The 21,313-nt window shown below is 70.1% G+C and carries 22 protein-coding genes; 10 read left to right on the top strand and 12 right to left on the bottom strand.

Annotated elements, in window-relative coordinates; genetic code table 11:
• Nucleotides 1-99: 99 nt before the first annotated feature.
• The 4 genes from AC2DGY_RS15985 to AC2DGY_RS15970 are packed head-to-tail and all read left to right on the top strand — an operon-like array spanning nucleotide 100 to nucleotide 4,434.
• Nucleotides 100-1,377 carry a hydroxymethylglutaryl-CoA reductase, degradative gene (locus AC2DGY_RS15985; protein WP_484510757.1) on the top strand — a complete coding sequence of 426 codons (1,278 nt, stop codon included), beginning with the start codon at nucleotides 100-102 and terminating at the stop codon, nucleotides 1,375-1,377.
• Nucleotides 1,374-2,378 carry a hydroxymethylglutaryl-CoA lyase gene (locus AC2DGY_RS15980; RefSeq protein ID WP_484510756.1) on the top strand — a complete coding sequence of 335 codons (1,005 nt, stop codon included), beginning with the start codon at nucleotides 1,374-1,376 and terminating at the stop codon, nucleotides 2,376-2,378. Before AC2DGY_RS15985 ends, AC2DGY_RS15980 begins: the two co-directional genes overlap by 4 nt.
• Nucleotides 2,375-3,619 (top strand): CaiB/BaiF CoA transferase family protein, encoded by a 1,245-nt coding sequence (locus AC2DGY_RS15975; protein ID WP_484510755.1) that lies wholly within the window; start codon nucleotides 2,375-2,377, stop codon nucleotides 3,617-3,619. The genes AC2DGY_RS15980 and AC2DGY_RS15975 overlap by 4 nt, the downstream gene beginning before the upstream one ends.
• A complete protein-coding gene (locus AC2DGY_RS15970) occupies nucleotides 3,616-4,434 on the top strand; it encodes an FAS1-like dehydratase domain-containing protein (protein ID WP_484510754.1) in 819 nt (272 codons plus the stop codon). Before AC2DGY_RS15975 ends, AC2DGY_RS15970 begins: the two co-directional genes overlap by 4 nt.
• Before the next feature lie 89 nt (nucleotides 4,435-4,523).
• Here the strand turns inward: AC2DGY_RS15970 and AC2DGY_RS15965 are convergent, their stop codons facing one another.
• The 10 genes from AC2DGY_RS15965 to AC2DGY_RS15920 all read right to left on the bottom strand — a co-directional run bounded on the left by AC2DGY_RS15965 (nucleotide 4,524) and on the right by AC2DGY_RS15920 (nucleotide 14,309).
• On the bottom strand, nucleotides 4,524-5,096 hold the full coding sequence (locus tag AC2DGY_RS15965; protein ID WP_484510753.1) for a hypothetical protein: 573 nt from the start codon (nucleotides 5,094-5,096) through the stop codon (nucleotides 4,524-4,526).
• The gene (locus AC2DGY_RS15960) at nucleotides 5,084-5,629 is read right to left on the bottom strand and encodes a hypothetical protein (protein ID WP_484510752.1); all 546 of its coding nucleotides are present in this window, start codon (nucleotides 5,627-5,629) and stop codon (nucleotides 5,084-5,086) included. The genes AC2DGY_RS15965 and AC2DGY_RS15960 overlap by 13 nt, the downstream gene beginning before the upstream one ends.
• An 11-nt stretch (nucleotides 5,630-5,640) precedes the next feature.
• The gene (locus AC2DGY_RS15955; protein WP_484510751.1) at nucleotides 5,641-6,222 is read right to left on the bottom strand and encodes a hypothetical protein; all 582 of its coding nucleotides are present in this window, start codon (nucleotides 6,220-6,222) and stop codon (nucleotides 5,641-5,643) included.
• A gap of 118 nt (nucleotides 6,223-6,340) precedes the next feature.
• Entirely contained in the window at nucleotides 6,341-7,030 is a 690-nt protein-coding gene (locus tag AC2DGY_RS15950) for a response regulator (protein WP_484510750.1), read from the bottom strand.
• Nucleotides 7,027-9,549 carry a DUF4118 domain-containing protein gene (locus AC2DGY_RS15945; RefSeq protein ID WP_484510749.1) on the bottom strand — a complete coding sequence of 841 codons (2,523 nt, stop codon included), beginning with the start codon at nucleotides 9,547-9,549 and terminating at the stop codon, nucleotides 7,027-7,029. The genes AC2DGY_RS15950 and AC2DGY_RS15945 overlap by 4 nt, the downstream gene beginning before the upstream one ends.
• 12 nt (nucleotides 9,550-9,561) lie before the next feature.
• Nucleotides 9,562-10,167, bottom strand: a complete 606-nt coding sequence (gene kdpC / locus AC2DGY_RS15940; protein ID WP_484510748.1) for a K(+)-transporting ATPase subunit C — start codon at nucleotides 10,165-10,167, stop codon at nucleotides 9,562-9,564.
• An 11-nt stretch (nucleotides 10,168-10,178) separates the two neighbouring features.
• Nucleotides 10,179-12,344: a potassium-transporting ATPase subunit KdpB gene (gene kdpB, locus AC2DGY_RS15935; RefSeq protein ID WP_484510747.1), complete on the bottom strand. Its 2,166-nt coding sequence runs from the start codon at nucleotides 12,342-12,344 to the stop codon at nucleotides 10,179-10,181.
• Nucleotides 12,345-12,346: 2 nt separating this feature from the next.
• On the bottom strand, nucleotides 12,347-14,020 hold the full coding sequence (kdpA, locus tag AC2DGY_RS15930) for a potassium-transporting ATPase subunit KdpA (protein ID WP_484510746.1): 1,674 nt from the start codon (nucleotides 14,018-14,020) through the stop codon (nucleotides 12,347-12,349).
• Nucleotides 14,020-14,109: a potassium-transporting ATPase subunit F gene (locus AC2DGY_RS15925; protein ID WP_484510745.1), complete on the bottom strand. Its 90-nt coding sequence runs from the start codon at nucleotides 14,107-14,109 to the stop codon at nucleotides 14,020-14,022. Before AC2DGY_RS15925 ends, kdpA begins: the two co-directional genes overlap by 1 nt.
• Nucleotides 14,106-14,309: a hypothetical protein gene (locus tag AC2DGY_RS15920; RefSeq protein ID WP_484510744.1), complete on the bottom strand. Its 204-nt coding sequence runs from the start codon at nucleotides 14,307-14,309 to the stop codon at nucleotides 14,106-14,108. Before AC2DGY_RS15920 ends, AC2DGY_RS15925 begins: the two co-directional genes overlap by 4 nt.
• Nucleotides 14,310-14,474: 165 nt before the next feature.
• On the opposite strand from AC2DGY_RS15920, the gene AC2DGY_RS15915 reads away from it, so the two are divergent.
• The 4 genes from AC2DGY_RS15915 (at nucleotide 14,475) to AC2DGY_RS15900 (ending at nucleotide 16,847) form a co-directional block, all read left to right on the top strand.
• Nucleotides 14,475-14,804, top strand: a complete 330-nt coding sequence (locus AC2DGY_RS15915; RefSeq protein WP_484510743.1) for a PadR family transcriptional regulator — start codon at nucleotides 14,475-14,477, stop codon at nucleotides 14,802-14,804.
• Between the two features lie 2 nt (nucleotides 14,805-14,806).
• Nucleotides 14,807-15,169, top strand: coding sequence for a DUF1048 domain-containing protein (locus tag AC2DGY_RS15910; RefSeq protein WP_484510742.1), 363 nt, complete (start codon nucleotides 14,807-14,809; stop codon nucleotides 15,167-15,169).
• Between the two features lie 116 nt (nucleotides 15,170-15,285).
• A complete protein-coding gene (locus AC2DGY_RS15905) occupies nucleotides 15,286-16,089 on the top strand; it encodes an ABC transporter ATP-binding protein (protein ID WP_484510741.1) in 804 nt (267 codons plus the stop codon).
• Nucleotides 16,086-16,847 (top strand): ABC transporter permease, encoded by a 762-nt coding sequence (locus AC2DGY_RS15900; protein WP_484510740.1) that lies wholly within the window; start codon nucleotides 16,086-16,088, stop codon nucleotides 16,845-16,847. Before AC2DGY_RS15905 ends, AC2DGY_RS15900 begins: the two co-directional genes overlap by 4 nt.
• Before the next feature lie 83 nt (nucleotides 16,848-16,930).
• Here AC2DGY_RS15900 and AC2DGY_RS15895 read toward each other — a convergent pair whose 3' ends face one another.
• Entirely contained in the window at nucleotides 16,931-17,908 is a 978-nt protein-coding gene (locus AC2DGY_RS15895) for an SRPBCC family protein (protein ID WP_484510739.1), read from the bottom strand.
• 40 nt (nucleotides 17,909-17,948) lie between these two features.
• Nucleotides 17,949-18,293, bottom strand: a complete 345-nt coding sequence (locus AC2DGY_RS15890; protein WP_484510738.1) for an ArsR/SmtB family transcription factor — start codon at nucleotides 18,291-18,293, stop codon at nucleotides 17,949-17,951.
• Nucleotides 18,294-18,412: 119 nt separating this feature from the next.
• Here AC2DGY_RS15890 and AC2DGY_RS15885 point away from each other — a divergent pair, with 119 nt between their 5' ends.
• On the top strand, nucleotides 18,413-18,817 hold the full coding sequence (locus tag AC2DGY_RS15885; RefSeq protein WP_484510737.1) for a hypothetical protein: 405 nt from the start codon (nucleotides 18,413-18,415) through the stop codon (nucleotides 18,815-18,817).
• Between the two features lie 180 nt (nucleotides 18,818-18,997).
• Nucleotides 18,998-21,307 (top strand): phosphoribosylformylglycinamidine synthase subunit PurL, encoded by a 2,310-nt coding sequence (gene purL, locus AC2DGY_RS15880; RefSeq protein WP_484510765.1) that lies wholly within the window; start codon nucleotides 18,998-19,000, stop codon nucleotides 21,305-21,307.
• Nucleotides 21,308-21,313: the final 6 nt, after the last annotated feature.

Below are 21,313 nucleotides of genomic sequence, written 5' to 3'. Positions count from 1 at the left end.
GGCCCATACGCCCCGGCCCGCGCGCCCCCTAGGTTGAGGATCGCGCGGCATCGTGATCGCCGTGGACGGCGGCCCACCACCGCGCGAGAAGGAGCATCGATGCCGATTTCCAGCCGCCTGTCCGGCCTCCGCGACCACACTCCCGACGAACGGCTGGCCCTCGTCGGCGCGGCCGCGGGAGTGGATGCTGAGGCCCTCGCCGCCCTCCGGCCCTCCTCCGGCCTGCGGCTCGATCAGGCCGACCACATGATCGAGAACGTCGTCGGCATGATCGGCATCCCCGTCGGCGTCGCGACGAACTTCCGCGTCGACGGGATCGACCGGCTCGTCCCGATGGCCACCGAGGAGCCGAGCGTCGTGGCAGCCGCCTCCAACGCGGCACGCATCGCCCGCGGGCACGGCGGGTTCTCCACCTCGCACTCCGGCGACCTCATGATCGCCCAGGTCCAGGTGCTCGACGCCGTGGATCCGGATGCGGCGCGCCTGCGCCTGCTCGAAGCCCGGGAGGAGCTGCTCGAGCTGGCCAACCAGCAGGACCGCGTGCTGGTCGGTCTCGGCGGCGGTGCCCGCGACATCGCTGTGCGCACGCTCCCCACGCGCGTCGGGACGCACGTCATCCTGCACCTGCACGTCGACGTCCGCGACGCGATGGGCGCCAACGCGGTCAACACCATGGCCGAGGCCCTCGCCCCCCGCGTCGCCTCGATCGCAGGAGGCCGCACGCTCCTGCGCATCCTGAGCAACAAGGCCGACCTGCGCCTCACGCGCGCCCGCGCCACGTTCGACGCGGAGCTGCTCGGCGGGGCCCAGGTCGTCGACGACATCGTGGCGGCGAGCGCGTTCGCCGAGGCCGACCCGTACCGCGCAGCCACCCACAACAAGGGCATCATGAACGGCATCACCGCCGTCGTGCTGGCCACCGGCAACGACACCCGCGCCGTCGAAGCCGGCTGCCACTCGCACGCCGCGCGCGACGGTCGCTACCGCGCGCTCTCGAGCTTCGAGAAGAACGCCGACGGCAACCTCACCGGAACGCTCGAGGTGCCGCTGGCGGTCGGCCTGGTCGGCGGCGCCACCCGCGTGCACCCGACCGCGCAGGCAGCGGTGCGCCTCCTCGGCGTGCAGACGGCGCGCGAGCTGGCGGGCACCATCGCGGCGGTGGGCCTCGCCCAGAACCTCGCCGCCGTGCGGGCTCTGGCCGCCGAGGGCATCCAGCGAGGCCACATGACGCTCCACGCCCGCACCATCGCCGCCAGCGCCGGCGCCACCGTCGAGGAGGTCGGCGCCGTCGCCGAGCGGATCGTGGCCGACCGCAACATCCGCGTCGAGTACGCACGGGAGGTGCTCGCGCAGCTGCGAGAGCAGGCGCCGGTATGACGCCCGCCTGGATACCGCATCCCCTCGTCGCCCCCATCGACGGGCTGCCCGCGCGCGTGCGCGTCTACGAAGTCGGACCGCGCGACGGCCTGCAGGCTGAACCCGATCCGGTACCCGCACCCGTCAAGGTCGAGCTGTGCCGGCGGCTCTACGCGGCCGGGGTCCGCGACCTCGAGGTGTCGAGCTTCGTTCCCCCGTCATGGATCCCGCAGCTCGCCGACGCCGCGGACGTGTTCGCTCGGCTCGAGACCCCGGCGGGCGCTCGCGCCGTGGCGCTCGTACCCAACCTCCGCGGCCTCGACGATGCGCAGGGGGCGGGCGTGACCGAGGTCGCGGTGGTGGCCAGCGCCACGGACGCGTTTGCGCGCGCGAACCTCAACGCCGACCGCCGTTCGGCGCTGCGGCGGGCCATGGAGACGGCGGAGACGGCACAGGCCCGCGGCATCCGCGTGCGCGGCTACGTGTCGATGGCGTTCGGCGACCCGTGGGAGGGGGCGGTCGATGCCGCCGTCGTCGCCGAGACGGCGGCGTCCCTCCGGGACGCCGGCTGCACGACCATCGCGCTGGGCGACACGATCGGCGTCGCGACCCCGGGGCAGGTCGCGGCCGTCGTCGCCGCCGTGCGCGACGCCGGCGTGCCGGCGGATGCGATCGCACTGCACCTGCACGACACCTACGGGCAGGCCCTCGCGAACGTCCGGGAGGCTCTGCGCCTGGGCATCGTCGAGTTTGACGCCTCGGTCGGGGGGCTCGGGCGATGCCCGTACGCGCGCGGAGCCACCGGTAACCTCGCCACGGAGGATCTGGTGTGGATGCTGCAGGGGCTGGGCATCGACACGGGGCTCGACCTGATCGCCCTCGCGCGCACGACGGCCTGGCTCGCAGAGGTGCGCGGGGTCCCTGCGCCCTCCCGCGTGGCCCGGGCGCTCGCCGCCGCCGGGGCGCTCGACGCCGCCCACCCCCACCCGACCACCCCCGCTCAGGAAGCACCTCGACCATGACCGACGCCTCGCAGTCCGCCGCCCTCCTCCCCTCGCCCGGGGCGCTGAGCGGCGTGCTCGTCCTCGACCTGTCGCGGGTGCTCGCAGGACCCTACGCCGCGCAGATGCTCGCCGACCTGGGCGCCACGGTGGTCAAGATCGAGAACCCGCGCGACCCGGACGTCTCTCGCGGTTTCCCGCCCTACCTGACCGACGGCGACGAGGAGTTCAGCGCGTACTACGCCCAGTACAACCGCGGCAAGCTCGGGATGGCCCTGGACCTGGCCGCTCCCGGGGGCACCGACGTGCTGAAGGACCTGGTCACCAAGGCCGACATCCTCGTGGAGAATTTCCGCCCCGGGACGATGGCCAAGCTGGGGGTGGGCTACGACACGCTGCGCGAGATCAACCCCCGCCTGGTCTACCTCGCGATCTCGGGGTACGGCCAGACGGGGTCGCGCAGCCGCCGCCCCGCGTTCGACAACACCGCCCAGGCCGCCGGCGGGCTGTGGTCGATGAACGGATACCCGGATTCCCCGCCGGTGCGCGTCGGCGTCACGATCGGCGATCTCTCCGCGACCCTGTTCGGCGTGGTCGGCGCCCTGGCCGCACTCCGGCACGCCGAGCGCACGGGGGTGGGTCAGCTCGTGGACGTCGCGCAGGTGGACAGCATCCTCGCCCTCACCGAGACCGCCGTCGTGGATTACACCGTCTCGGGCACGGTGGCGACCCCGGCCGGCAATGCGCACGCGTGGGTGCGGCCGTACGAGCTGTTCGCCTGCCGGGACGGGCAGGTGTTCTTCGGGGCGTACACCGACAAGCTCTGGAACGCCGCGTGCGACCTGTTCGGCACGCCCGAGGTGAAGGACGACCCGGAGATCGACTCCATGCGCAAACGCTTCGCGCCGGAGGTCTACGAGCGCAAGGTCAAGCCGCTCGTCGCCGGATGGCTCGCCGGTCGGACGAAGGCCGAGCTCGAAGAGCTCGCCGGCGACGTCATCCCCCTCACCGCGATCAAGGACATCGGCGAGGTCGTGGATGACCCGGGCACCGCCGAGCGGGACATGATCGTCGAGGCCGACTACGGCGACCTCGGAACGCTCCGGATGTTCGGGCAGCCCATCAAGCTGAGCGAGACCCCCGCCACCGCGGCGCGCACGGCGAACCGGTTCGCCGAGCACGCCGACGCGGTGCTCGCCGGTGTCGCCGGGTACGACGCTGCCCATGTCGCGGAGCTCCGGGCCACCGGGGTGATTCCGTGACCGCGGCGCGGCACGGCGCTCTCGACGCCGAGACCGCGGAGGCGTACCGCGGCACCTTCGCGGCCGCCGACGCGCCCCTCCTCGACGGCGCGGCACTTCCACCGGGATGGGAGGGGGTGTACTTCCCCTTCGCCGTCGCCCTCGCCGATCTCCGCCCCGACGGCACTCCGGCGCGCGACGGCGTGGTTCCCGAAATCGACCTGCCGCGGCGCATGTACGCCGGGGAGGACACCGAATTCCTCGCGCCCCTCCGCCTGGGCGACGCGGTGCGGCAGACCACGTCGCTCGGGCCCGTGGTGGACAAGACCGGAGCGAGCGGGCGCCTGGTGTTCGTCGACATCCTCCGCGAGTACGCCGTGGGCGAGAAGGTCGCCGTCCGGAGCGTGTGGCATGACGTGTTCCTCGAGCAGCAACCCGCCGGCGTGCCCGCGCGCGAACCCCGCCGTGCGGCCGACGCCGTCGCCCAGGCCGACTGGGTGGACTCGGCGGTCCTCGACATCCGTCAGCTGTTCCGCTTCTCCGCGCTCACCTTCAACACCCACCGCATCCACTACGACCGGGCGTGGGCACGGGAGATCGAAGGCCTCCCCGACCTCCTCGTGCACGGACCCCTCACCCGCATCCTCCTCATGGATGCGGCGCGCCGCCACGCGCCCGACGCCACTGCCGCGCGGCTCTCGGTGACGGCGGTCGCCCCCACCCTCGTCGAGCGCGAGATCCGCTTCGCCGGCCGCACCGCGGGTGACACGACGACCGTGACGGCCGTCGACCCCGACGACGTCCTCCTCGCCACCGCGACGGTGACCTGGACCTGACCCCCTAACCCCCTAACCCCCGCGGTCGACTCGCCACTTTCCGCGCTATCCGCCCTCGAAAAACGACGGAACGTGGCGAGTCGACGTGGTTAGCACGTGGCTTCGGCTTCGGCGAGGGAGATCTCCCGCGCGGCGATCGTGCTCCAGTGCACCCCGAACCAGGGCCGCCACGACGCGCGCCGCACGCGCTGCTCGATGCGGTCGGCCAGCAGATCCGCCTTGGCGTCGTCATCGGGGTGGTCGTCGATCACGCACGTGACCGTCAGGTCGGCCGCGCACGTCATCTGGAGGGTGACGTACACGGTGTTGGCGAACACGTCGGCGAGGTTCACCCAGTGCGACGGGCTCTCCCCCGCCGGCACACCCAGAACGTAGACCAGATGGCGCAGAGCCGGCAGCTCCCGACTCATCCGCCGCCCGACGACGCGTTCCTGTTTCAGAGCGCGCCGCACGACGGTGGAAGACCCGCCGGTGAAATCCAGCCCGGTGACCACGCTACGGATCCCCGGTTGCAGAGCCGACGGGTAGCCGCCGGGGTGGTCTTCCACGACCCCCGGGCGCAGACCGAGCGCGCACAGTGAGCCGAGTCGGTCGCCGCGAACGATCATCGATCGCGGCACCGCCGGGTCCGCGGTCGATGCGGGCTCCGTCATCTCATGCATCGCGCCCTCCAGTCATCCTCCTCCGGGCCTGCGGGCGCGACCGTGACAGCGCGGGCCTTCACCTGGCTGAGGGGAACCGTCCCCGCGTACGGCAGGACGATGATGTCGCCCGGGGCGACGTCGCCGGCCACCCGCGCGCGGACGCGGGTGGCCGGGTCCGCGCTTCGGAGGGCGACGCTGCGTTGCTTGGCCGACGAGGCGCGGCCGAGCACGCGACCGGCGGCCGCGGGTGAACCGGCGGGAAGCTGCCCGTTCACCGCGATGACGCTCTCAGGGTCGGACGCGTCCACGGACACGATCCGGTACAGGATGAGGGTGGTGGGGCACATCCTGGGCGTCGAGTCCTCACCGGAGCAGACCAGGACCGCGGGCGTTCCGCGGGTCAGTGCCAGCTCGAGGAGTGATCGGCCGGCGACGACGACGTCATCCGCCGTGTGACTGGTGTCTGCCGGCCACCCCTCTCGGGATCGCCGGTCGGGGAGAGGACGACTGCCGAGCGTACGCGCGGCGAGAATAGTGCGCAGGAGCGTCATGTCCGGTCCCGTCACGAGGCGCGCGGGAGGGAACGAACGGGGCGCGGCTGCGCGGCAGCCATCGGGGCGGCGGACGGCGTTTCCGCGCGCACCGGGCGGACGTCGTGGAGTGCGGTGAGGCCATCGCAGGGCACGGCCAGGATGTCGCCCTCCCGGATGTCATCGGGCAGGAGCACGGGGGGACGCCGCTCGATCATGGCGGACTCGTTGCCGTCGAGGACTGCGGCGGGTCTGCGGTGTCCGGTGGAGGCGCGCCCGATCAGGCGGGTCTCCGCCCACGTGACGGGGAGGGCGCCCAGGCGCGCGTCGACGATGACCACTCTGCCGACGCCGGGAGCGTCGACGACCATGGTCACCGCGGTGAGGATGACGGCGCGGTCGGCGCGGACGATCCGCCGCGACCCCGTCCCCCCGATGCTGAACTCCCCGGTGTGCACGGCGGGGGTGCTGCAGAGCACCGCCAGCGCGTTCATGGATACGCCCGCGATGACGAGGTCGGTCGTCGTGGCGGTGGTGTGGTCCGGCCAGGCGCTGCGCGCGAGGGGGTCGGGAAGCGATCGCCGGAGGCTGGGAAGGATGTCTGTGAGTGTCACGTCTTCCGTCCTACCCGGCGGGGGCCGGCAGGGGATCAGCCCTCACGAAACGCATACGGGGATCAGGCCGCACCGAACGGGACCCTGACACACGGCCGGGAACGGGCGCTCGCGGCGGTCAGTCCTCCAGCTGCAGCCGGTACCCCATACCGGCCTCCGTGAGCAGATAACGCGGCTCGCTCGCGTTCGGTTCGAGCTTCTTGCGCAGCTGCGACATGTACAGCCGCAGGTACCCGGTGTCAGCGACGTGCTCCGAGCCCCAGATGCTGGTGAGGAGGGTCTGGCGCGTCACGAGCTTCCCCGGGTTGCGCAGCAGCACCTCCAGCATCTGCCACTCCGTCGGCGTCAACCGCACCTGACGTTCCTCGCCGTCGATCCGGCGGGTGACGCTGTGGGCGGCCAGATCCACCGACACCTCCCCGAAGGTCACCACGGGGTCCGCCTCCTGGTTCGGAAGCCGGCGCGTCAGGGCGCGGATGCGGGCGAGGAGCTCCTCGATCGAGAACGGCTTCGTGACGTAGTCATCCGCGCCGGCGTCCAGCGCCTCGACCTTGTCGGCAGCGCCGGTGCGGCCGGAGATGACGAGGATGGGAGCGGCAGACCACCCCCGGATGCCGTGGATGACGTCGATGCCGTCCAGCTCCGGCATCCCGAGGTCGATCAGGAAGATGTCGGGGTGGTGATCGATCGCGCCGGCGATGGCCTGCGTGCCGTTGGCGGCCACGAAGATCTCGTATCCCTTGGCCGTCAGGGTGATGCGCAGTGCGCGCAGGATCTGCGGGTCGTCGTCGGCGATCAGGATCCTCATGCGCTGTCACCACGGCGTGAGCTGCCCGCGGCCGTCGGCGACGCGGCGGCCGCGGGCAGCGAGACCACCATCGTCAGGCCCCCGCCGGGGGTGTCTTCCGGGTCGAGCGACCCGCCCATTCCCTCGACGAATCCTTTCGACAGCGCCAGTCCCAGCCCGAGCCCAGTGGAGTTGTCGGTGTCGCCCAGCCGCTGGAAGGGGACGAAGATGTCATCCCGACGGTCCGGTGCAACGCCCCGGCCGTGGTCGATGATCCGGATCTGGACGGCGCCGGCGAAGAAGCTCGTGGTTATCCGCACCTTGCTCCCCGGCGGCGAGTGCCGGAGGGCGTTCGCGAGGAGGTTGACGACGACGCGCTGGAGCAGGACGGGGTCTGCCTGCAGCGCGGGGGTGTCCGGAGCGAGGTCGAGTTCGACCTGCTGCGGTCCGACCTCCAGTTCGTCCAGTGCCGGAAGGATCACGTCCGCCGGGTCGAGGGCGCTGGTGGTGATGCGCAACGCACCGGCCTGCAGGCGGCTGACGTCCAGCAGATCGGTCACCAGCGCCGCCAGCGCGGTCAGGCTCTCGTCCGCGGTCTCCAGGAGCTCGTCGTGATCGCGTTCGGAAAGCGCCCCGCCCGCGGCGCGGAGTCCGCCCACGGCGGCGGTCGCAGCGGCGAGCGGACGGCGGAGGTCGTGACTGAGGGCCGACAGCAGTGCTCCGCGGACTTTGTCGGAGGCGGCGAGAGGCGCCAGGTCGCTGGCCACCTCTTCGAGCGCGTCGTGATCGAGGGCCGCTCGCAGCTGCGCGACCATGACCGCGAGGAGCCGTCGCTCCGAGGCTGCCAGGTCGGGACCGTGCAGCTCGAGTTCGACCCCCTCCCGGACGGGAAAGGGGACGAAGCGGTTGTCGCTGAGGGGCTCGCCGCTTCGAGCGAGGACCGTTTCGCCGGCCATGAGACGCACCCCGGCCAAGCCGAATGATTCGCGCGTGCGGTCGACGAGGGCCTGCACGGCACCCTCGCCGCGGAGCACGCTCCCCGCCACCGACTGCAGAAGCTCCGACTCGGCGGCCGAACGCCGGGCGGCGCGGGTCTGCCGCGCTGCCCGGTCCACCATGACGCTCACGAGCACCGCGATCGTGACGTACAGCGCGAGGGCGAGCAGGTGCAGTGGATCGCTGATCCTCACCGTGTAGTACGGCTCGATGAACAGGAAGTCCAGGGTGATCCCCGACAGCACCGCGGCGAAGAGGGCCGGCCAGATGCCGCCCACCAGCGCCACGACGACCACGAGCAGCTGGTAGCTCAGCACGTCGCTGGTGATCGAATCGGCGCTGCGCAGAGAGACCAGCAGCCACGACATCAGCGGTCCGCACACCAGCGCGAGGGCGAATCCGGCGAGCCGCCGACTCATGCTCAGCGCGCCGCCCAGAGGAGGCAGCGCGAAACGTCCCCCCGCCGCGGCATGGTTGACGATGTGCACGTCGATGTCGCCCGACTCGCGGATCACGGTCGCCCCGATGCCCGGCCCGGTCAGCAGGGCGAGCAGGCGGCTGCGGCGACTCACGCCGATGACCAGTTGCGTGGCGTTGGCCGATCGCGCGAAATCGACGAGCGACTGCGGGATGTCATCGCCGACGACCTGGTGGTAGGAGCCGCCGAGTTTCTCCACCAGGGCCCGCTGCTCCGCGAGGGCCACCGGGTTGGCCAGCCGCAAGCCGTCCTGGCTGGTGACATGCACGGCCAGCACCTCCCCCCCGGCCGATCGCGCGGCGATGCGGGCGCCGCGGCGGATGAGCGTCTCACCCTCGGGACCGCCCGTGAGGCTCACCACGACCCGCTCACGGGCCTCCCACTTGCTGTCGATCCCGTGCTCGGCGCGGTAGTCCTTCAGGGCCTGATCGACTTCGTCGGCCAACCACAGCAGCGCCAGCTCTCGAAGCGCGGTGAGGTTCCCCAGCCGGAAATAGTTCGACAGCGCGGCGTCGATCCGTTCCGCGGGATAGATCAGACCGCCCGACAGGCGGTCGCGGAGCGCCTGCGGCGCCAGGTCGACCACCTCGACCTGGTGAGCCGTACGCAGAATCTCGTCGGGAACGGTCTCACGCTGAGGCACACCGGTGATCTTCTGCACCACATCGTTGAGCGACTCGATGTGCTGGATGTTGACCGTGGAGATGACATCGATGCCCGCATCCAGCATCTCTTCGATGTCCTGCCAGCGCTTGTCGTGCCGGGATCCGGTTGCGTTCGTGTGGGCCAGCTCGTCCACGAGCGCGACGGCCGGGCGCCGCGCCAGAACGGCATCCAGGTCCATCTCGGTCAGCTCCACATCGCGGTGGACGAGAACGCGACGGGGGATGAGTTCAAGCCCCTCCGTCATGGCAGCGGTGGCCGCGCGGCCGTGGGTATCCACCACGGCGATCACGACGTCCTTGCCCTCCGTCCGGAGCCGCCTGCCCTCCTCGAGCATCGTGAAGGTCTTGCCGACGCCGGGGGCGGCGCCGAGGATGACGCGAAGCCGCCCCCGTCCGGGCATATCTCAGTCCCCCTACTCGTCCAACGCCAGATTAATCTCCAGCACGTTGACCGTGGGCTCACCGAGGTAGCCGAGATCGGCGCCGTTGGTGTGCTGCCCGACGATATCGCGAACCTCCTCGGGAGACATTCCGCGGGCCTCCGCCACCCGCTCGATCTGAATCGCGGCGTACTCGCGGCTGATGTGCGGGTCCAGGCCGGACGCTGACGCGGTGACCGCGTCGGCGGGCACGGCCTCCTCCGCGACGCCGTTGAACTCCGCGACCTGCGCCTTCCGTTCGGCGATGGCGGCGATGAGGTCCTCGTTCTCCGGGCCGTAGTTCGACCCCGAGGAGGCGCCGCCGTCGTAACCGTCGCCGGCTGCCGAGGGGCGCGGCTGGAAGTACTCCGCCAGCGGGGCGCCCTCCGCGTCGGTGAACGGTTGTCCGATGAGCGACGAGCCGACCGGGGCGCCGTCCGCGTCGCGCACGAGCGAACCGTTGGCCTGCGCGGGGAACACGAGCTGTCCGACACCGGTCATCGCCGCGGTGTAGACCACGCCCAGCACCACGGTGAACAGGGCCATGGCGCGTACGGCGACCCCGATCGTCCGTCCGGTGGAGCGAGTGGATGCGTTCATTGTCTTTTTCCTCAGAAGCCGGGGATGAGGCGAATGATCAGGTCGATCAGCCAGATCCCGATGAAGGGCGCGATGAGACCACCGAGCCCGTAGACCAGCAGGTTGCGGTTCAGCGTCTTGGCCGCCGTCTGCGGGCGGTACTTGACGCCTCGCAGCGCCAGGGGGACGAGGAAGACGATGACGATCGCGTTGAAGATGATGGCGGACAGGACCGCCGAGGCCGGGGAGTGCAAACCCATGACGTTCAGCACGGCGAGCCCCGGGAAGACGCCCATGAACATCGCCGGGATGATCGCGAAGTACTTCGCGATGTCGTTCGCGATGGAGAACGTCGTCAGCGCACCCCGGGTGATGAGCAGCTGCTTGCCGATGCTGACGATGTCGATGAGCTTGGTGGGGTCGGAGTCGAGATCGACCATGTTGCCGGCCTCTTTCGCCGCAGAGGTTCCCGTGTTCATCGCCACACCCACGTCCGCCTGGGCAAGGGCGGGTGCGTCGTTCGTGCCGTCTCCGGTCATCGCGACGAGGTTGCCGCCGGCCTGCTCCTTCCGGATGTAGGCCAGCTTTTCTTCGGGCGTCGCCTCGGCGAGGAAATCGTCGACGCCGGCTTCCGCGGCGATGGCGGCGGCGGTGAGCGGGTTGTCACCGGTGATCATCACCGTCCGGATCCCCATGCTCCGGAGCTCCGCGAACCGCGCGGGCAACCCGTCCTTGACGACGTCCTTCAAGTGGACGACGCCGAGGACTCGGCCCTCCCCCGCGGCGTCCTTCGTTGCGACCACGAGCGGGGTGCCGCCCGACCGCGAGATGCGTTCGGTCTGCTCGTCCAGCTCGGCGAGCAGGCTGCTCGGCTGACGTCGGCCGTCTTCCTCGAGCCACGCCACGACGGCTGCGCCGGCGCCCTTGCGGATCATCCGCCCGTCGGGGAGGTCGAGGCCCGACATGCGCGTCTGCGCCGTGAAAGGCACGATCTCACCCTGCGGAGGGGTGGCGACATCCATCCCCTGGGCGGCGGCGAGCGAGACGATCGATGACCCTTCCGGGGTGGGATCGGCCATCGACGACAGTGCCGCAGCGCTGATCATCTCCTGTTCCGCCACCCCGGCCAGGCGCACGAACTCGGTCGCGCGGCGGTTGCCGTAGGTGATGGTGCCGGTCTTGTCCAGGAGCAGGGTCGTCACGTCCCCGGCGGCCTCGACCGCGCGGCCCGACATGGCCAGCACGTTGCGCTGGACCAGCCGGTCCATCCCCGCGATCCCGATGGCCGACAGCAGCGCACCGATCGTCGTGGGGATGAGGCACACGAGAAGGGCGATCAGGACCGTGATGCTGACGGGCGCTGCGGCGTAGGACGCGATCGGGTTCAGCGTCAACGCGACCACGACGAAGACGATGGACAGTGCGGCGAGCAGGATCGACAACGCGATCTCGTTCGGCGTCTTCTGCCGCGCCGCGCCTTCCACCAGCGCGATCATCCGGTCGACGAAGGTCTCGCCCGGCTTCGAGGTGACCCGCACGACGATGCGGTCCGATAGCACGCGGGTGCCGCCCGTGACCGCCGAGCGGTCGCCCCCCGATTCGCGCACCACGGGAGCGGACTCGCCCGTGATGGCCGACTCGTCCACGGATGCGATTCCCCAGACGATGTCACCGTCGCCCGGGATCAGCTCGCCGGCGGAGACGACGACGGTGTCACCCAGCTGCAGTTCGGCCGACGAGACGTCGGCGGATCCCGCGCTCAGCGCCGCCGCATCCGCTACGGGGTCATAACCCTCGATGCGGTGGGCGATGGTGCTCGTGCGGGTCTTGCGCAGCGTCTCGGCCTGCGCCTTGCCGCGGCCTTCGGCCACCGACTCGGCGAGGTTGGCGAACAGGACCGTCAGCCACAGCCAGATGGCGATGCCCCACGTGAACGACCACGGCACGGCAGTGCCTCCGGAATCGGCGGGGCCGCCGAGGAAGGGTTCCGCGATCGCCAGCGCGGTGGTCAGGGCAGCGCCCACCCAGACGATGAACATGACGGGGTTGCGCCACTGCTGTCGCGGGTCGAGCTTGCGCAGGGCGCCGGGCACCGCTGCACCCAGCTGGCGCCACGAGAACGCGCCGCGGGGGGCCGCCCCCGCCGGTGTGGCCGGTGCGCTCGCGGGAGGCACCGTGGGGGTGATGAGTGTGGACATGGTCAGATCAGCCCTTCCGCCAGGGGACCCAGCGCGAGAACGGGGAAGAAGGTCAACGCCGTGATGAGAACCGTCACGGCGGCAAGGAGGCCCACGAACTGGGGGCGGTGCGTGGGCAGCGTGCCGGCCGTGGACGGCACCTTGTCCTGTGCCGCGAGCGAGCCCGCCAGGGCGAGGACGAGCACGATCGGCAGGAATCTGCCCAGCAGCATTGCGACACCCAGAGCGATGTTCATCCACGGGGTGTTCGCGGTCAGGCCGGCGAACGCCGATCCGTTGTTGTTCGACGCCGAGGTGAAGGCGTACAACACCTCGGACATGCCGTGGATGCCGGGGTTCCAGATCGAGGTGTTCTCGACATCCTCCCGCACTCCCGGGATGGCGAAGCTCAACGCGGTACCGGTGAGCACGAGCGTGGGCGTCACGAGGATGTACAGCGCGGCCAGCTTGATCTCGCGCGGTCCGATCTTCTTGCCCAGATACTCCGGGGTCCGGCCGATCAGCAGACCGGAGATGAACACCGCGATCACCGCGAGGACCAGCAGGCCGTACAGACCCGAGCCGACTCCGCCCGGGGCGACCTCGCCGAGCATCATGTTGAGCATCGGCATCATGCCGCCCAGCGCCGTGTAGGAATCGTGCATCGAGTTCACCGCACCCGTGGAGGTGCCTGTGCTCGTGGTGGCGAAGAGGGTGGAGGCGATGATCCCGAAGCGTTGCTCCTTGCCCTCCAGGGCCCCACCCGCCAGCTCCGGCGCGGTACCCCGGCCGGCCGACTCCAGTGCGGTGAGGATCGCGAACGATGCCACGAACAGCACCCCCATGACCGAGAGGATCGCGTAGCCCTGGCGGTTGTCGCCGACCAGGCGCCCGAAGGTGCGGGGCAGCGCGAAGGGGATGAGGAGCATCAGCACGATCTCGAACGTGTTGGACCATGCGGTCGGGTTCTCGAAGGGGTGGGCGGAGTTCGCGTTGAAGAACCCGCCGCCGTTCGTGCCCACGAGCTTGATGGCCTCCTGGGAGGCGACCGGGCCGCCCGGGATGACCTGCGTCCCGCCGCTGAGAGTCGCGACCTCCGTGAATCCGTTGACGTTCTGGATCACGCCTGCCGCCATGAGAACGACGGCGGCGACCGCGGCGATGGGCAGCAGGATGCGGGACAGGCCGCGGGTCAGGTCTACCCAGAAGTTCCCGATCGTCCCCGACCGGCGGTACGCGAACCCGCGTACGAGGGCGATGGCCACGGCCATCCCGACGGCGGCGGAGGTGAAGTTCTGCACGACGAGCGCCGCGAACTGCACCGTGTACCCCAGCGTCAGCTCAGGGGAGTACGACTGCCAGTTCGTGTTCGCGACGAAGGATGCGGCGGTGTTGAACGACAGGTGTTCGCTGGCGGCCGGCAGGCCGAGGGAATAGGGCAGCCACTGCTGCAGCCGCTGCATCCCGTAAACCAGGAGAACGCCGACCGCGGAGAACGTGAGCACGCCCCGCAGGTACGCCTGCCATGTCTGCTCGGCCCGGGCGTCGACGCCGATGACGGCGTACACGCCCCGCTCGATTCTCCAGTCCTTGCGAGTCGTGTACACCCACGCCATGTAGTCACCGAGCGGGCGATACAGCACCGCGAGGATGACGGCGACGGTCAGCAACGCAAGCAGGGCGGACAGCCACGCCATCAGAACCGCTCCGGCTTCACGAGGGCGAACAGGAGATAGCCGATCGCAGCTATGGCGAGGACGACAGCGATGAACGCGAAGACGGTCACAGCTTCTCCACCGCCTTCCCGAGGACGCCGAGGATCACGAAGAGGGTGATCACGCCCAGCACGAAAACGAGGTCAAGCACGGAGGGACTCCATTCGGAGAGCAGCGGCCCCCACGGGTCGGGCGCCGCGTGCCGGGTCAGGCACGAATCCCGATCACACACCCGCATCGCGCGCCGGAGGACCGTCCTAACGGAACCCATACGGCTCCGTGGCGAAACCTCACACCATCCATACCGGCGACCGTGACGTCGCGCCGGCGTGGCTTCGTACCTACATACCTCCGTACCTAGTGTTGCTATCTACCGGTACTCGGCGTTACTATCTACCGGTACCCAGCAACGCTGAGTAGCGCAGGAGGGGCCGTCATGGGCAAACCGGACACCGAGATGCTCAAGGGCGTCCTGGAGGGGATCGTTCTCGCGGTGCTCGCGCAGCGGTCCGCGTACGGGTACGAGATCACCGCGGGGCTGCGTGAGCGCGGTTTCGCCGACATCGCCGAGGGGACGATCTACGCACTCCTCGTCCGCATCGAGCAACGCGGACTGGTCGACGTGGAGAAGGTTCCCTCGGAGAAGGGGCCTCCCCGGAAGGTCTACACACTCAACACCACCGGGCGGGAGCAGCTCGCCGAATTCTGGAAGACGTGGGGTTTTCTCGCCGAACGGCTGGAACAGCTCCGCGAGGAAGGGGACTGACCGTGGCCTGGTACGAGAAGATCATCGGAGATCTGGGGCAGAAGAAGCGGTATCTGGCCTACAAGGCGCGCGTCCGGCGCCTACCCGGTCCCTACCGTCACGCCGCGGCCGCCCTCGAGCGCTACCTCCTGCATCTGGGGCCGAGCAACGACGGCGCCAGCCTCGTCGCGATGCTCGACGACCTCGGCGAACTCCTCGAGCAGAGCGCGGCCGCCGGCATCTCGATCCGCGACGTCGTCGGCAACGATCCCGTCTCCTTCGCCGACACCTTCATGCAGAACTACGGCGGGGGGAGCTGGATCCGTACCGAACAGTCCCGCCTCGAGAAAGCCATCGACTCGGCCGACCAGGAGCAGAAGCCCTGACCAGCGCGCGCAGCGCCTGACATCCTGCACGACACGCCCTCCGGCCCCGCGGCTCGAGGCGATGGCTTCGTGCGGCCTCGGACAGCACCCCGCCACCGTTCAAGAAGGAACCCATCATGACAACCGCCATCCACGTCCGAGGCCTGGAGAAGGCCTTCGGCGATGTGTCCGTCCTCCGCGGCGTCGACCTCGACGTCGCCCGCGGCAGCGTCTTCGCCCTCCTCGGTTCCAACGGCGCCGGGAAGACGACGATCGTGAAGATCCTCGCCACCCTGCTTTCCGCCGACGCCGGATCGGCCGTCATCGATGGGCGCGACGTGTTCGCGGAGCCGGCCGGGGTCCGTTCGTCGATCAGCCTCACCGGCCAGTTCGCCGCCGTGGATGAGGTGCTCACCGGTCGCGAGAACCTCGTGCTCGTGGCGCGGCTCAGGCACCAGCAGGATCCGGGCCGGATCGCCGACGACCTGCTTGCGCGCTTCCAACTCACCGATGCCGGCGTCCGGAGGGCCGGTGCCTACTCCGGAGGAATGCGCCGACGACTCGACATCGCGATGAGCCTCATCGGCGACCCGTCGGTGATCTTCCTGGACGAGCCCACGACAGGACTCGATCCCGAGGCCCGGATCGAGGTCTGGCACGCCGTGCGCGAACTCGCCGCACACGGTACGACGGTGCTGCTCACGACCCAGTACCTCGACGAGGCCGAGCACCTGGCCGATCGCATCGCGATCCTCCACGACGGCCGGATCATCGCCGACGGCACGCTCGCCGAGCTGAAGGCGCTCCTTCCTCCCGCGAAGGTCGAGTACGTCGAGAAGCAGCCCACCCTCGAGGAGATCTTCCTCGCGGTCATCGGCGGCACGAGCCGCACCGCGTCCGCAGGCGATTCCGCCACCCACGACGAGAGGACCGCACCATGACCACGCACTTCTTCGGCGACACCGCCGTTCTCACCGGCCGCTCGCTGCGCCACATCCTCCGCAGTCCCGACACCATCGTCACGACCGCGGTCACCCCGATCGCGCTGATGCTGCTGTTCGTCTACGTCTTCGGCGGGGCGATCGACACCGGCACGCAGTCATACATCGACTACATGCTCCCCGGGATCCTCCTCATCACCGTCGCATCCGGCATCGCGTACACCGCGTACCGGCTGTTCCTGGATCTGCAGGGCGGGATCTTCGAGCGCTTCCAGTCCATGCCGATCGCACGCTCCTCCGTGCTGTGGGCGCACGTGCTGACCTCGCTCGTGGCGAACGTCGTCTCGCTCGTGATCGTGGTGGGCGTCGCGCTGCTGCTCGGCTTCCGGTCGGGAGCCGGGGTGCTGGAGTGGCTCGCCGTCACCGGGATGCTGCTCCTGTTCACCCTCGCGCTGACGTGGATCGCGGTCATCGCCGGCCTGTCGGCGAATACGGTGGACGGCGCGAGCGCGTTCTCCTATCCGCTGATCTTCCTCCCCTTCCTCAGTTCGGCGTTCGTTCGTACCGACACGATGCCCGGCCCGGTGCGCTGGTTCGCGGAGAACCAGCCGGTGACGTCGATCGTGAACTCGATGCGCGACCTGTTCCTGCACCAGCCGGTCGGTTCGGACATCTGGATCGCCCTGGCCTGGTGCCTCGGCATCCTCGTCCTGGCCTTCGCGGTTTCGATGCGCCTCTATCGCCGCAGGGCGCGCTGACCCCTGACCCCCACCGGTCGACTCGCCACCATCCGCGCCGGATCGGCCCGAAGCCGGACGGAAGGTGGCGAGTCGACGGGAGATCAGGCCAGGACGAGCGACTCCAGGCGGGCGTAGCTGGATTCCATGCCGTCGACCATGCCCGTGGCGAGGATCATGTCGCGCGTCTCCTTGTCGGGGTACTCGATGAGGAGCGTGAGGAGCGTCGCACCGTCCTCCTCGTAGAGGGTCATGTCGTTGACGGTGCCCTCCCCCTCCATCCCGATCATGCGCTCGGTGGTCACCGCGCGCCGCGGGGGGTCGGAGAGGAGCGTCTCACCTTCGAAGCCGAACCTCTCCCCCGCGACGCCGGGGGCGGGCTCCCACTCGTACCGGTAGTGCCCGCCCACGGCGGGGTCGACCTCCGCCACCGGCATGGTCCACCCGTCGGGGCCGAGCAGCCACTGCTTCAGCAGCTCCGGCTCGTGGTGTGCGCGCCACACGAGGTCGCGCGGGCCGTCGATGACGCGCGTGATGCGCACGTGCGTGTCGTCGAGCACCTCCAGCTCGGTCCCCGCGCCCCGCGAGTACTCCCGGAGGTCGCGCAGCACGGTGTCCAGCTGGCTGATCGCCATCGTCGCGCCCTCGACCATGCCCATCGCCGTGAGCTGCTCGAGCGCCTCGGTCGAGGGGAAGGAGGTGACGAGGGTCAGTCGCGACCCCGCGTCCGTTGCGGTGATGGCGAAGGTCATGCGCGAGGCGGGCATGTCGGGGGATGCGGCGCCCGACTCGTCGGCGAACGTATCCAGCACCTCGTATCCGGCGGAGGCGTCGACCGAGAGGAACTCCCAGCGTCCGCGCGAGACGTCGCCGCGGGGGCCGGTCATCGCGTACGTGGCGACCCCGCCGGGGACGAGGTCGAACGCGTCGAAGGTGGCCGGATACCCGGGAGGCCCCCAGAAGCGCTCCAGCTGGCGTGGGTCCGAGAGGGCCTTCCACAGCCGCTCGGGACCGACCGGGAAGTCGGCGACGAGCGTCATCGTGAGGCCCTCGGGATCGATGGTCACGGATGTGACGGGCATGACATTCTCCTTCGGACAGGTGGATGCCGCAGCATCCGGATCAGGTCGCGGGGTCTTCCCGCAGCAGGTCGTCGAGGCGGTCAATGCGCGACCGCCAGAGCCGCTCGTATTCGGCGAGCAGTCGGCGGGCGCGGGCGATCGTCTCCGGATCGGCGCGCACGAGTCGCTCCCTTCCCTCGGCTCGCTTCCGAACGAGGTGAGCCGCTTCCAGCACGGCGACGTGCTTCTGGACGGCGGCGAAACTCATGTCGTAGTCGGCGGCGAGCGCCGACACCGACTGCTCGCCGGTGAGGGTGCGGCGCAGGATGTCGCGCCGCGTGGCATCGGCGAGGGCTCGGAAGATCCGGTCCACCGCCGCGTCATCGAGGACAGTTTGTACAACCATTTGGTTGCACGTTAGCCCCGCGCGAAGCGCCCGTCAACCCCATGCCCGCCGCCGTCCTGCCTTCCGCGCCGTCCCGAGGCGGGGATGCCGGGAGCCCCCGCGCCCGATACCCTCGCGGTATGACGTCCCCCGACGGTGCCACCCGGGCGAAAGACCGTCTCGCCGACGACAACCTGCCCGACCCGCTCAACCCCGGCAAGGGTGTTCCCCGGGCCGACGGCCCGTCGAACCTTCCGAAGGGCGACGTGCGGGTGGCGTCGTGGATCGCGCTGGTCAGCGGGGTGATCGTGGTGGCGTGGTACCTCAGCATCCTCGTGCTCGGCGGCGTGTACCTCGAGGACTTCAGCACTCCCGCCCAGGTGGGCGCCTGGATTCTCGCCGCGGTCTCGTTCATCTGCGGCCTCGTGTCGTTGAACGCCCGCCGCGCGCGCGAACTGGCCTCAGCCGGGTTCATCGCCGGAATCGTGTCGATGCTCGTGAGCCTGACGATCGGCCTGCCGACCGGATTCCAGATCCTGTACTGACGCGAGCGCCCCGTCGGTGGGGCCCAACTAGACTGAACGCGTCCGGCATCCCCGAATCTGTTCGGCCGAATCCTGGAGTGCAGCCGCGTGACAATCCCCGCTGAAAACGCCGTCGCGAGAGCCGCGGCACCACGCGATACCCTCGCCGAGGCATCCGGTGCCGACGACGCGCGAGCGTCTCTGGCCGACACCGTCGACAACGCCCTCGCCACGCCGGACCGGGAGCAGCCCTACGGCGCACTGGGCCTCAAACCCGACGAGTACGCGCGCATCCGCGAGATTCTGGGCCGCCGGCCGACGAGCGGCGAGCTGGCGATGTACTCGGTCATGTGGAGCGAGCACTGCTCCTACAAGTCGAGCAAGATCTACCTGCGCCAGTTCGGCGAGAAGGTCTCCGACGAGATGAAGACCCGCCTCATGGTGGGCATGGGCCAGAACGCCGGCGTCGTCGACATCGGCGAGGGCTGGGCGGTCACCTTCAAGGTGGAATCGCACAACCACCCCAGCTACATCGAGCCCTTCCAGGGGGCGGCCACCGGGGTCGGCGGCATCGTGCGCGACATCATCTCGATGGGCGCGCGCCCGGTCGCCGTCATGGACCAGCTGCGCTTCGGCGCGATCGACCACCCCGACACCGCGCGCGTCGTCCACGGCGTCGTCTCGGGCATCTCCTTCTACGGCAACTGCCTGGGCCTGCCCAACATCGGTGGCGAGACCGTCTTCGACTCGGTGTACCAGGGCAATCCGCTCGTCAACGCCCTCGCCGTCGGCGTGCTGCGTCACGAAGACCTGAAGCTCGCCAACGCCTCCGGCGTGGGCAACAAGGTCGTGCTGTTCGGCGCCCGCACCGGCGGCGACGGCATCGGCGGAGCATCCATCCTCGCCTCCGATTCGTTCGACTCCACCGGCCCCACCAAGCGGCCCGCCGTGCAGGTGGGCGACCCGTTCGCCGAGAAAGTGCTCATCGAGTGCTGCCTCGAGCTCTACCAGGGTGACCTGGTCGAGGCGATCCAAGACCTCGGTGCCGCCGGTATCTCCTGCGCCACGAGCGAGCTGGCAGCCAACGGCGGCAGCGGCATGAAGGTCGAGCTCTCCCACGTCCTGCTGCGCGATCCCTCGCTCACTCCCGAGGAGATCCTCATGTCGGAGTCGCAGGAGCGCATGATGGCGATCGTCGCCCCCGACAAGCTCGACGCGTTCCTCGCCGTCACCGGGAAGTGGGATGTCGAGACCAGCGTGCTGGGCGAGGTCACCGGCGACGGGCGCCTCGTCATCGACTGGCACGGCCGCGAGATCGTCAACGTCGACCCGTCGACCGTGGCCGTCGACGGCCCCGTGTACGAGCGTCCGGTCGCGTACCCCACGTGGATCGACGCGCTGCGCGACGACTCGGCGAGCGCCCTCCCGCGGGAGAGCGACCCCGACGCCCTGCGCAGCCAATTCATCCGGCTGCTGTCGAGCCCGAACCTCGCCGACACGGCGTGGATCACGAACCAGTACGACTACTACGTCATGGGCAACACGGCCCTGTCGTTCCCCGACGACGCGGGGATGATCCGCGTCGACGAGGAGTCGGGCCTCGGATTCGCGATCGCCACCGACAGCAACGGTCGCTACTGCCAGCTCGACCCGTACGAGGGCGCGAAGCTGGCGCTGGCCGAGGCGTACCGCAACGTCGCCGTCACCGGCGCTTCCCCCGCCGCCGTCACCGACTGCCTGAACTTCGGCAGCCCGGAGAATCCCGAGGTCATGTGGCAGTTCTCGCAGGCCGTCGCGGGCCTGGCCGACGGATGCCTCGAACTGGGCATCCCCGTCACCGGCGGGAACGTCTCGTTCTACAACCAGACCGGCGACGCTCCCATCCACCCCACCCCCGTCGTGGGTGTGATGGGCATCATCGACGACGTCGCCCACCGCATCCCGAGCGGCTGGCAGGACCCGGGCGAGAACCTCTACCTGCTGGGCGTCACCGCCACCGAGCTCTCGGGTTCGCAGTGGGCGGGCACCATCCACGGTCACCTCGGCGGGCGTCCGCCGCGGGTGGATCTCGCTCAGGAGCGCCGGCTTGCCGAGCTGCTGCGTGCCGGCAACGACCAGGCGCTCATCTCCAGCGCCCACGACCTCTCCTCGGGCGGCCTCGCGCAGACGCTGGCCGAGGGGGTGCTGCGCTTCGGTGTCGGCGCACGCGTGTGGCTCACCGAGATCATGGAGCGCGACGGCGTGGATGCGACGGCGGCGCTCTTCTCCGAATCCACCGGTCGCGTGCTGGTCTCCGTGCCCCGCGAGGAGGACGTGAAGTTCCGCGGGCTGTGCGCCGGCCGGGGATACCCGGTCCTGCGGATCGGCGTGACCGACTCCCCCGGCGACGGCACCGAGCCCGCCCTGGAGGTGCAGGGCCTGTTCACCCTCCCCGTGTCGGAGCTGCGCGACCTGTCGACGTCCACGCTGCCGGCTGCTTTCGGGCCGACCGTCACCGAGCCCGCCGCCTAGACTGAC

This window comes from Microbacterium sp. Z6_144 (assembly GCF_057197625.1).
Note: the sequence above shows the minus strand (reverse complement) of the source record. Positions and strands in the feature narration are given on the sequence as shown.

Excerpts from the sequence above, each read along its gene's own strand:
- AC2DGY_RS15985 (WP_484510757.1), top strand. The coding sequence starts at position 100 with ATGCCGATTTCCAGCCGCCTGTCCGGCCTCCGCGACCACACTCCCGAC.
- AC2DGY_RS15980 (WP_484510756.1), top strand. The coding sequence starts at position 1,374 with ATGACGCCCGCCTGGATACCGCATCCCCTCGTCGCCCCCATCGACGGG.
- AC2DGY_RS15975 (WP_484510755.1), top strand. The coding sequence starts at position 2,375 with ATGACCGACGCCTCGCAGTCCGCCGCCCTCCTCCCCTCGCCCGGGGCG.
- AC2DGY_RS15965 (WP_484510753.1), bottom strand. The coding sequence starts at position 5,096 with ATGCATGAGATGACGGAGCCCGCATCGACCGCGGACCCGGCGGTGCCG.
- AC2DGY_RS15960 (WP_484510752.1), bottom strand. The coding sequence starts at position 5,629 with ATGACGCTCCTGCGCACTATTCTCGCCGCGCGTACGCTCGGCAGTCGT.
- AC2DGY_RS15950 (WP_484510750.1), bottom strand. The coding sequence starts at position 7,030 with ATGAGGATCCTGATCGCCGACGACGACCCGCAGATCCTGCGCGCACTG.
- AC2DGY_RS15945 (WP_484510749.1), bottom strand. The coding sequence starts at position 9,549 with ATGCCCGGACGGGGGCGGCTTCGCGTCATCCTCGGCGCCGCCCCCGGC.
- kdpC (WP_484510748.1), bottom strand. The coding sequence starts at position 10,167 with ATGAACGCATCCACTCGCTCCACCGGACGGACGATCGGGGTCGCCGTA.
- kdpB (WP_484510747.1), bottom strand. The coding sequence starts at position 12,344 with ATGTCCACACTCATCACCCCCACGGTGCCTCCCGCGAGCGCACCGGCC.
- kdpA (WP_484510746.1), bottom strand. The coding sequence starts at position 14,020 with ATGGCGTGGCTGTCCGCCCTGCTTGCGTTGCTGACCGTCGCCGTCATC.
- AC2DGY_RS15920 (WP_484510744.1), bottom strand. The coding sequence starts at position 14,309 with ATGGGTTCCGTTAGGACGGTCCTCCGGCGCGCGATGCGGGTGTGTGAT.
- AC2DGY_RS15915 (WP_484510743.1), top strand. The coding sequence starts at position 14,475 with ATGGGCAAACCGGACACCGAGATGCTCAAGGGCGTCCTGGAGGGGATC.
- AC2DGY_RS15905 (WP_484510741.1), top strand. The coding sequence starts at position 15,286 with ATGACAACCGCCATCCACGTCCGAGGCCTGGAGAAGGCCTTCGGCGAT.
- AC2DGY_RS15900 (WP_484510740.1), top strand. The coding sequence starts at position 16,086 with ATGACCACGCACTTCTTCGGCGACACCGCCGTTCTCACCGGCCGCTCG.
- AC2DGY_RS15895 (WP_484510739.1), bottom strand. The coding sequence starts at position 17,908 with ATGCCCGTCACATCCGTGACCATCGATCCCGAGGGCCTCACGATGACG.
- AC2DGY_RS15890 (WP_484510738.1), bottom strand. The coding sequence starts at position 18,293 with ATGGTTGTACAAACTGTCCTCGATGACGCGGCGGTGGACCGGATCTTC.
- AC2DGY_RS15885 (WP_484510737.1), top strand. The coding sequence starts at position 18,413 with ATGACGTCCCCCGACGGTGCCACCCGGGCGAAAGACCGTCTCGCCGAC.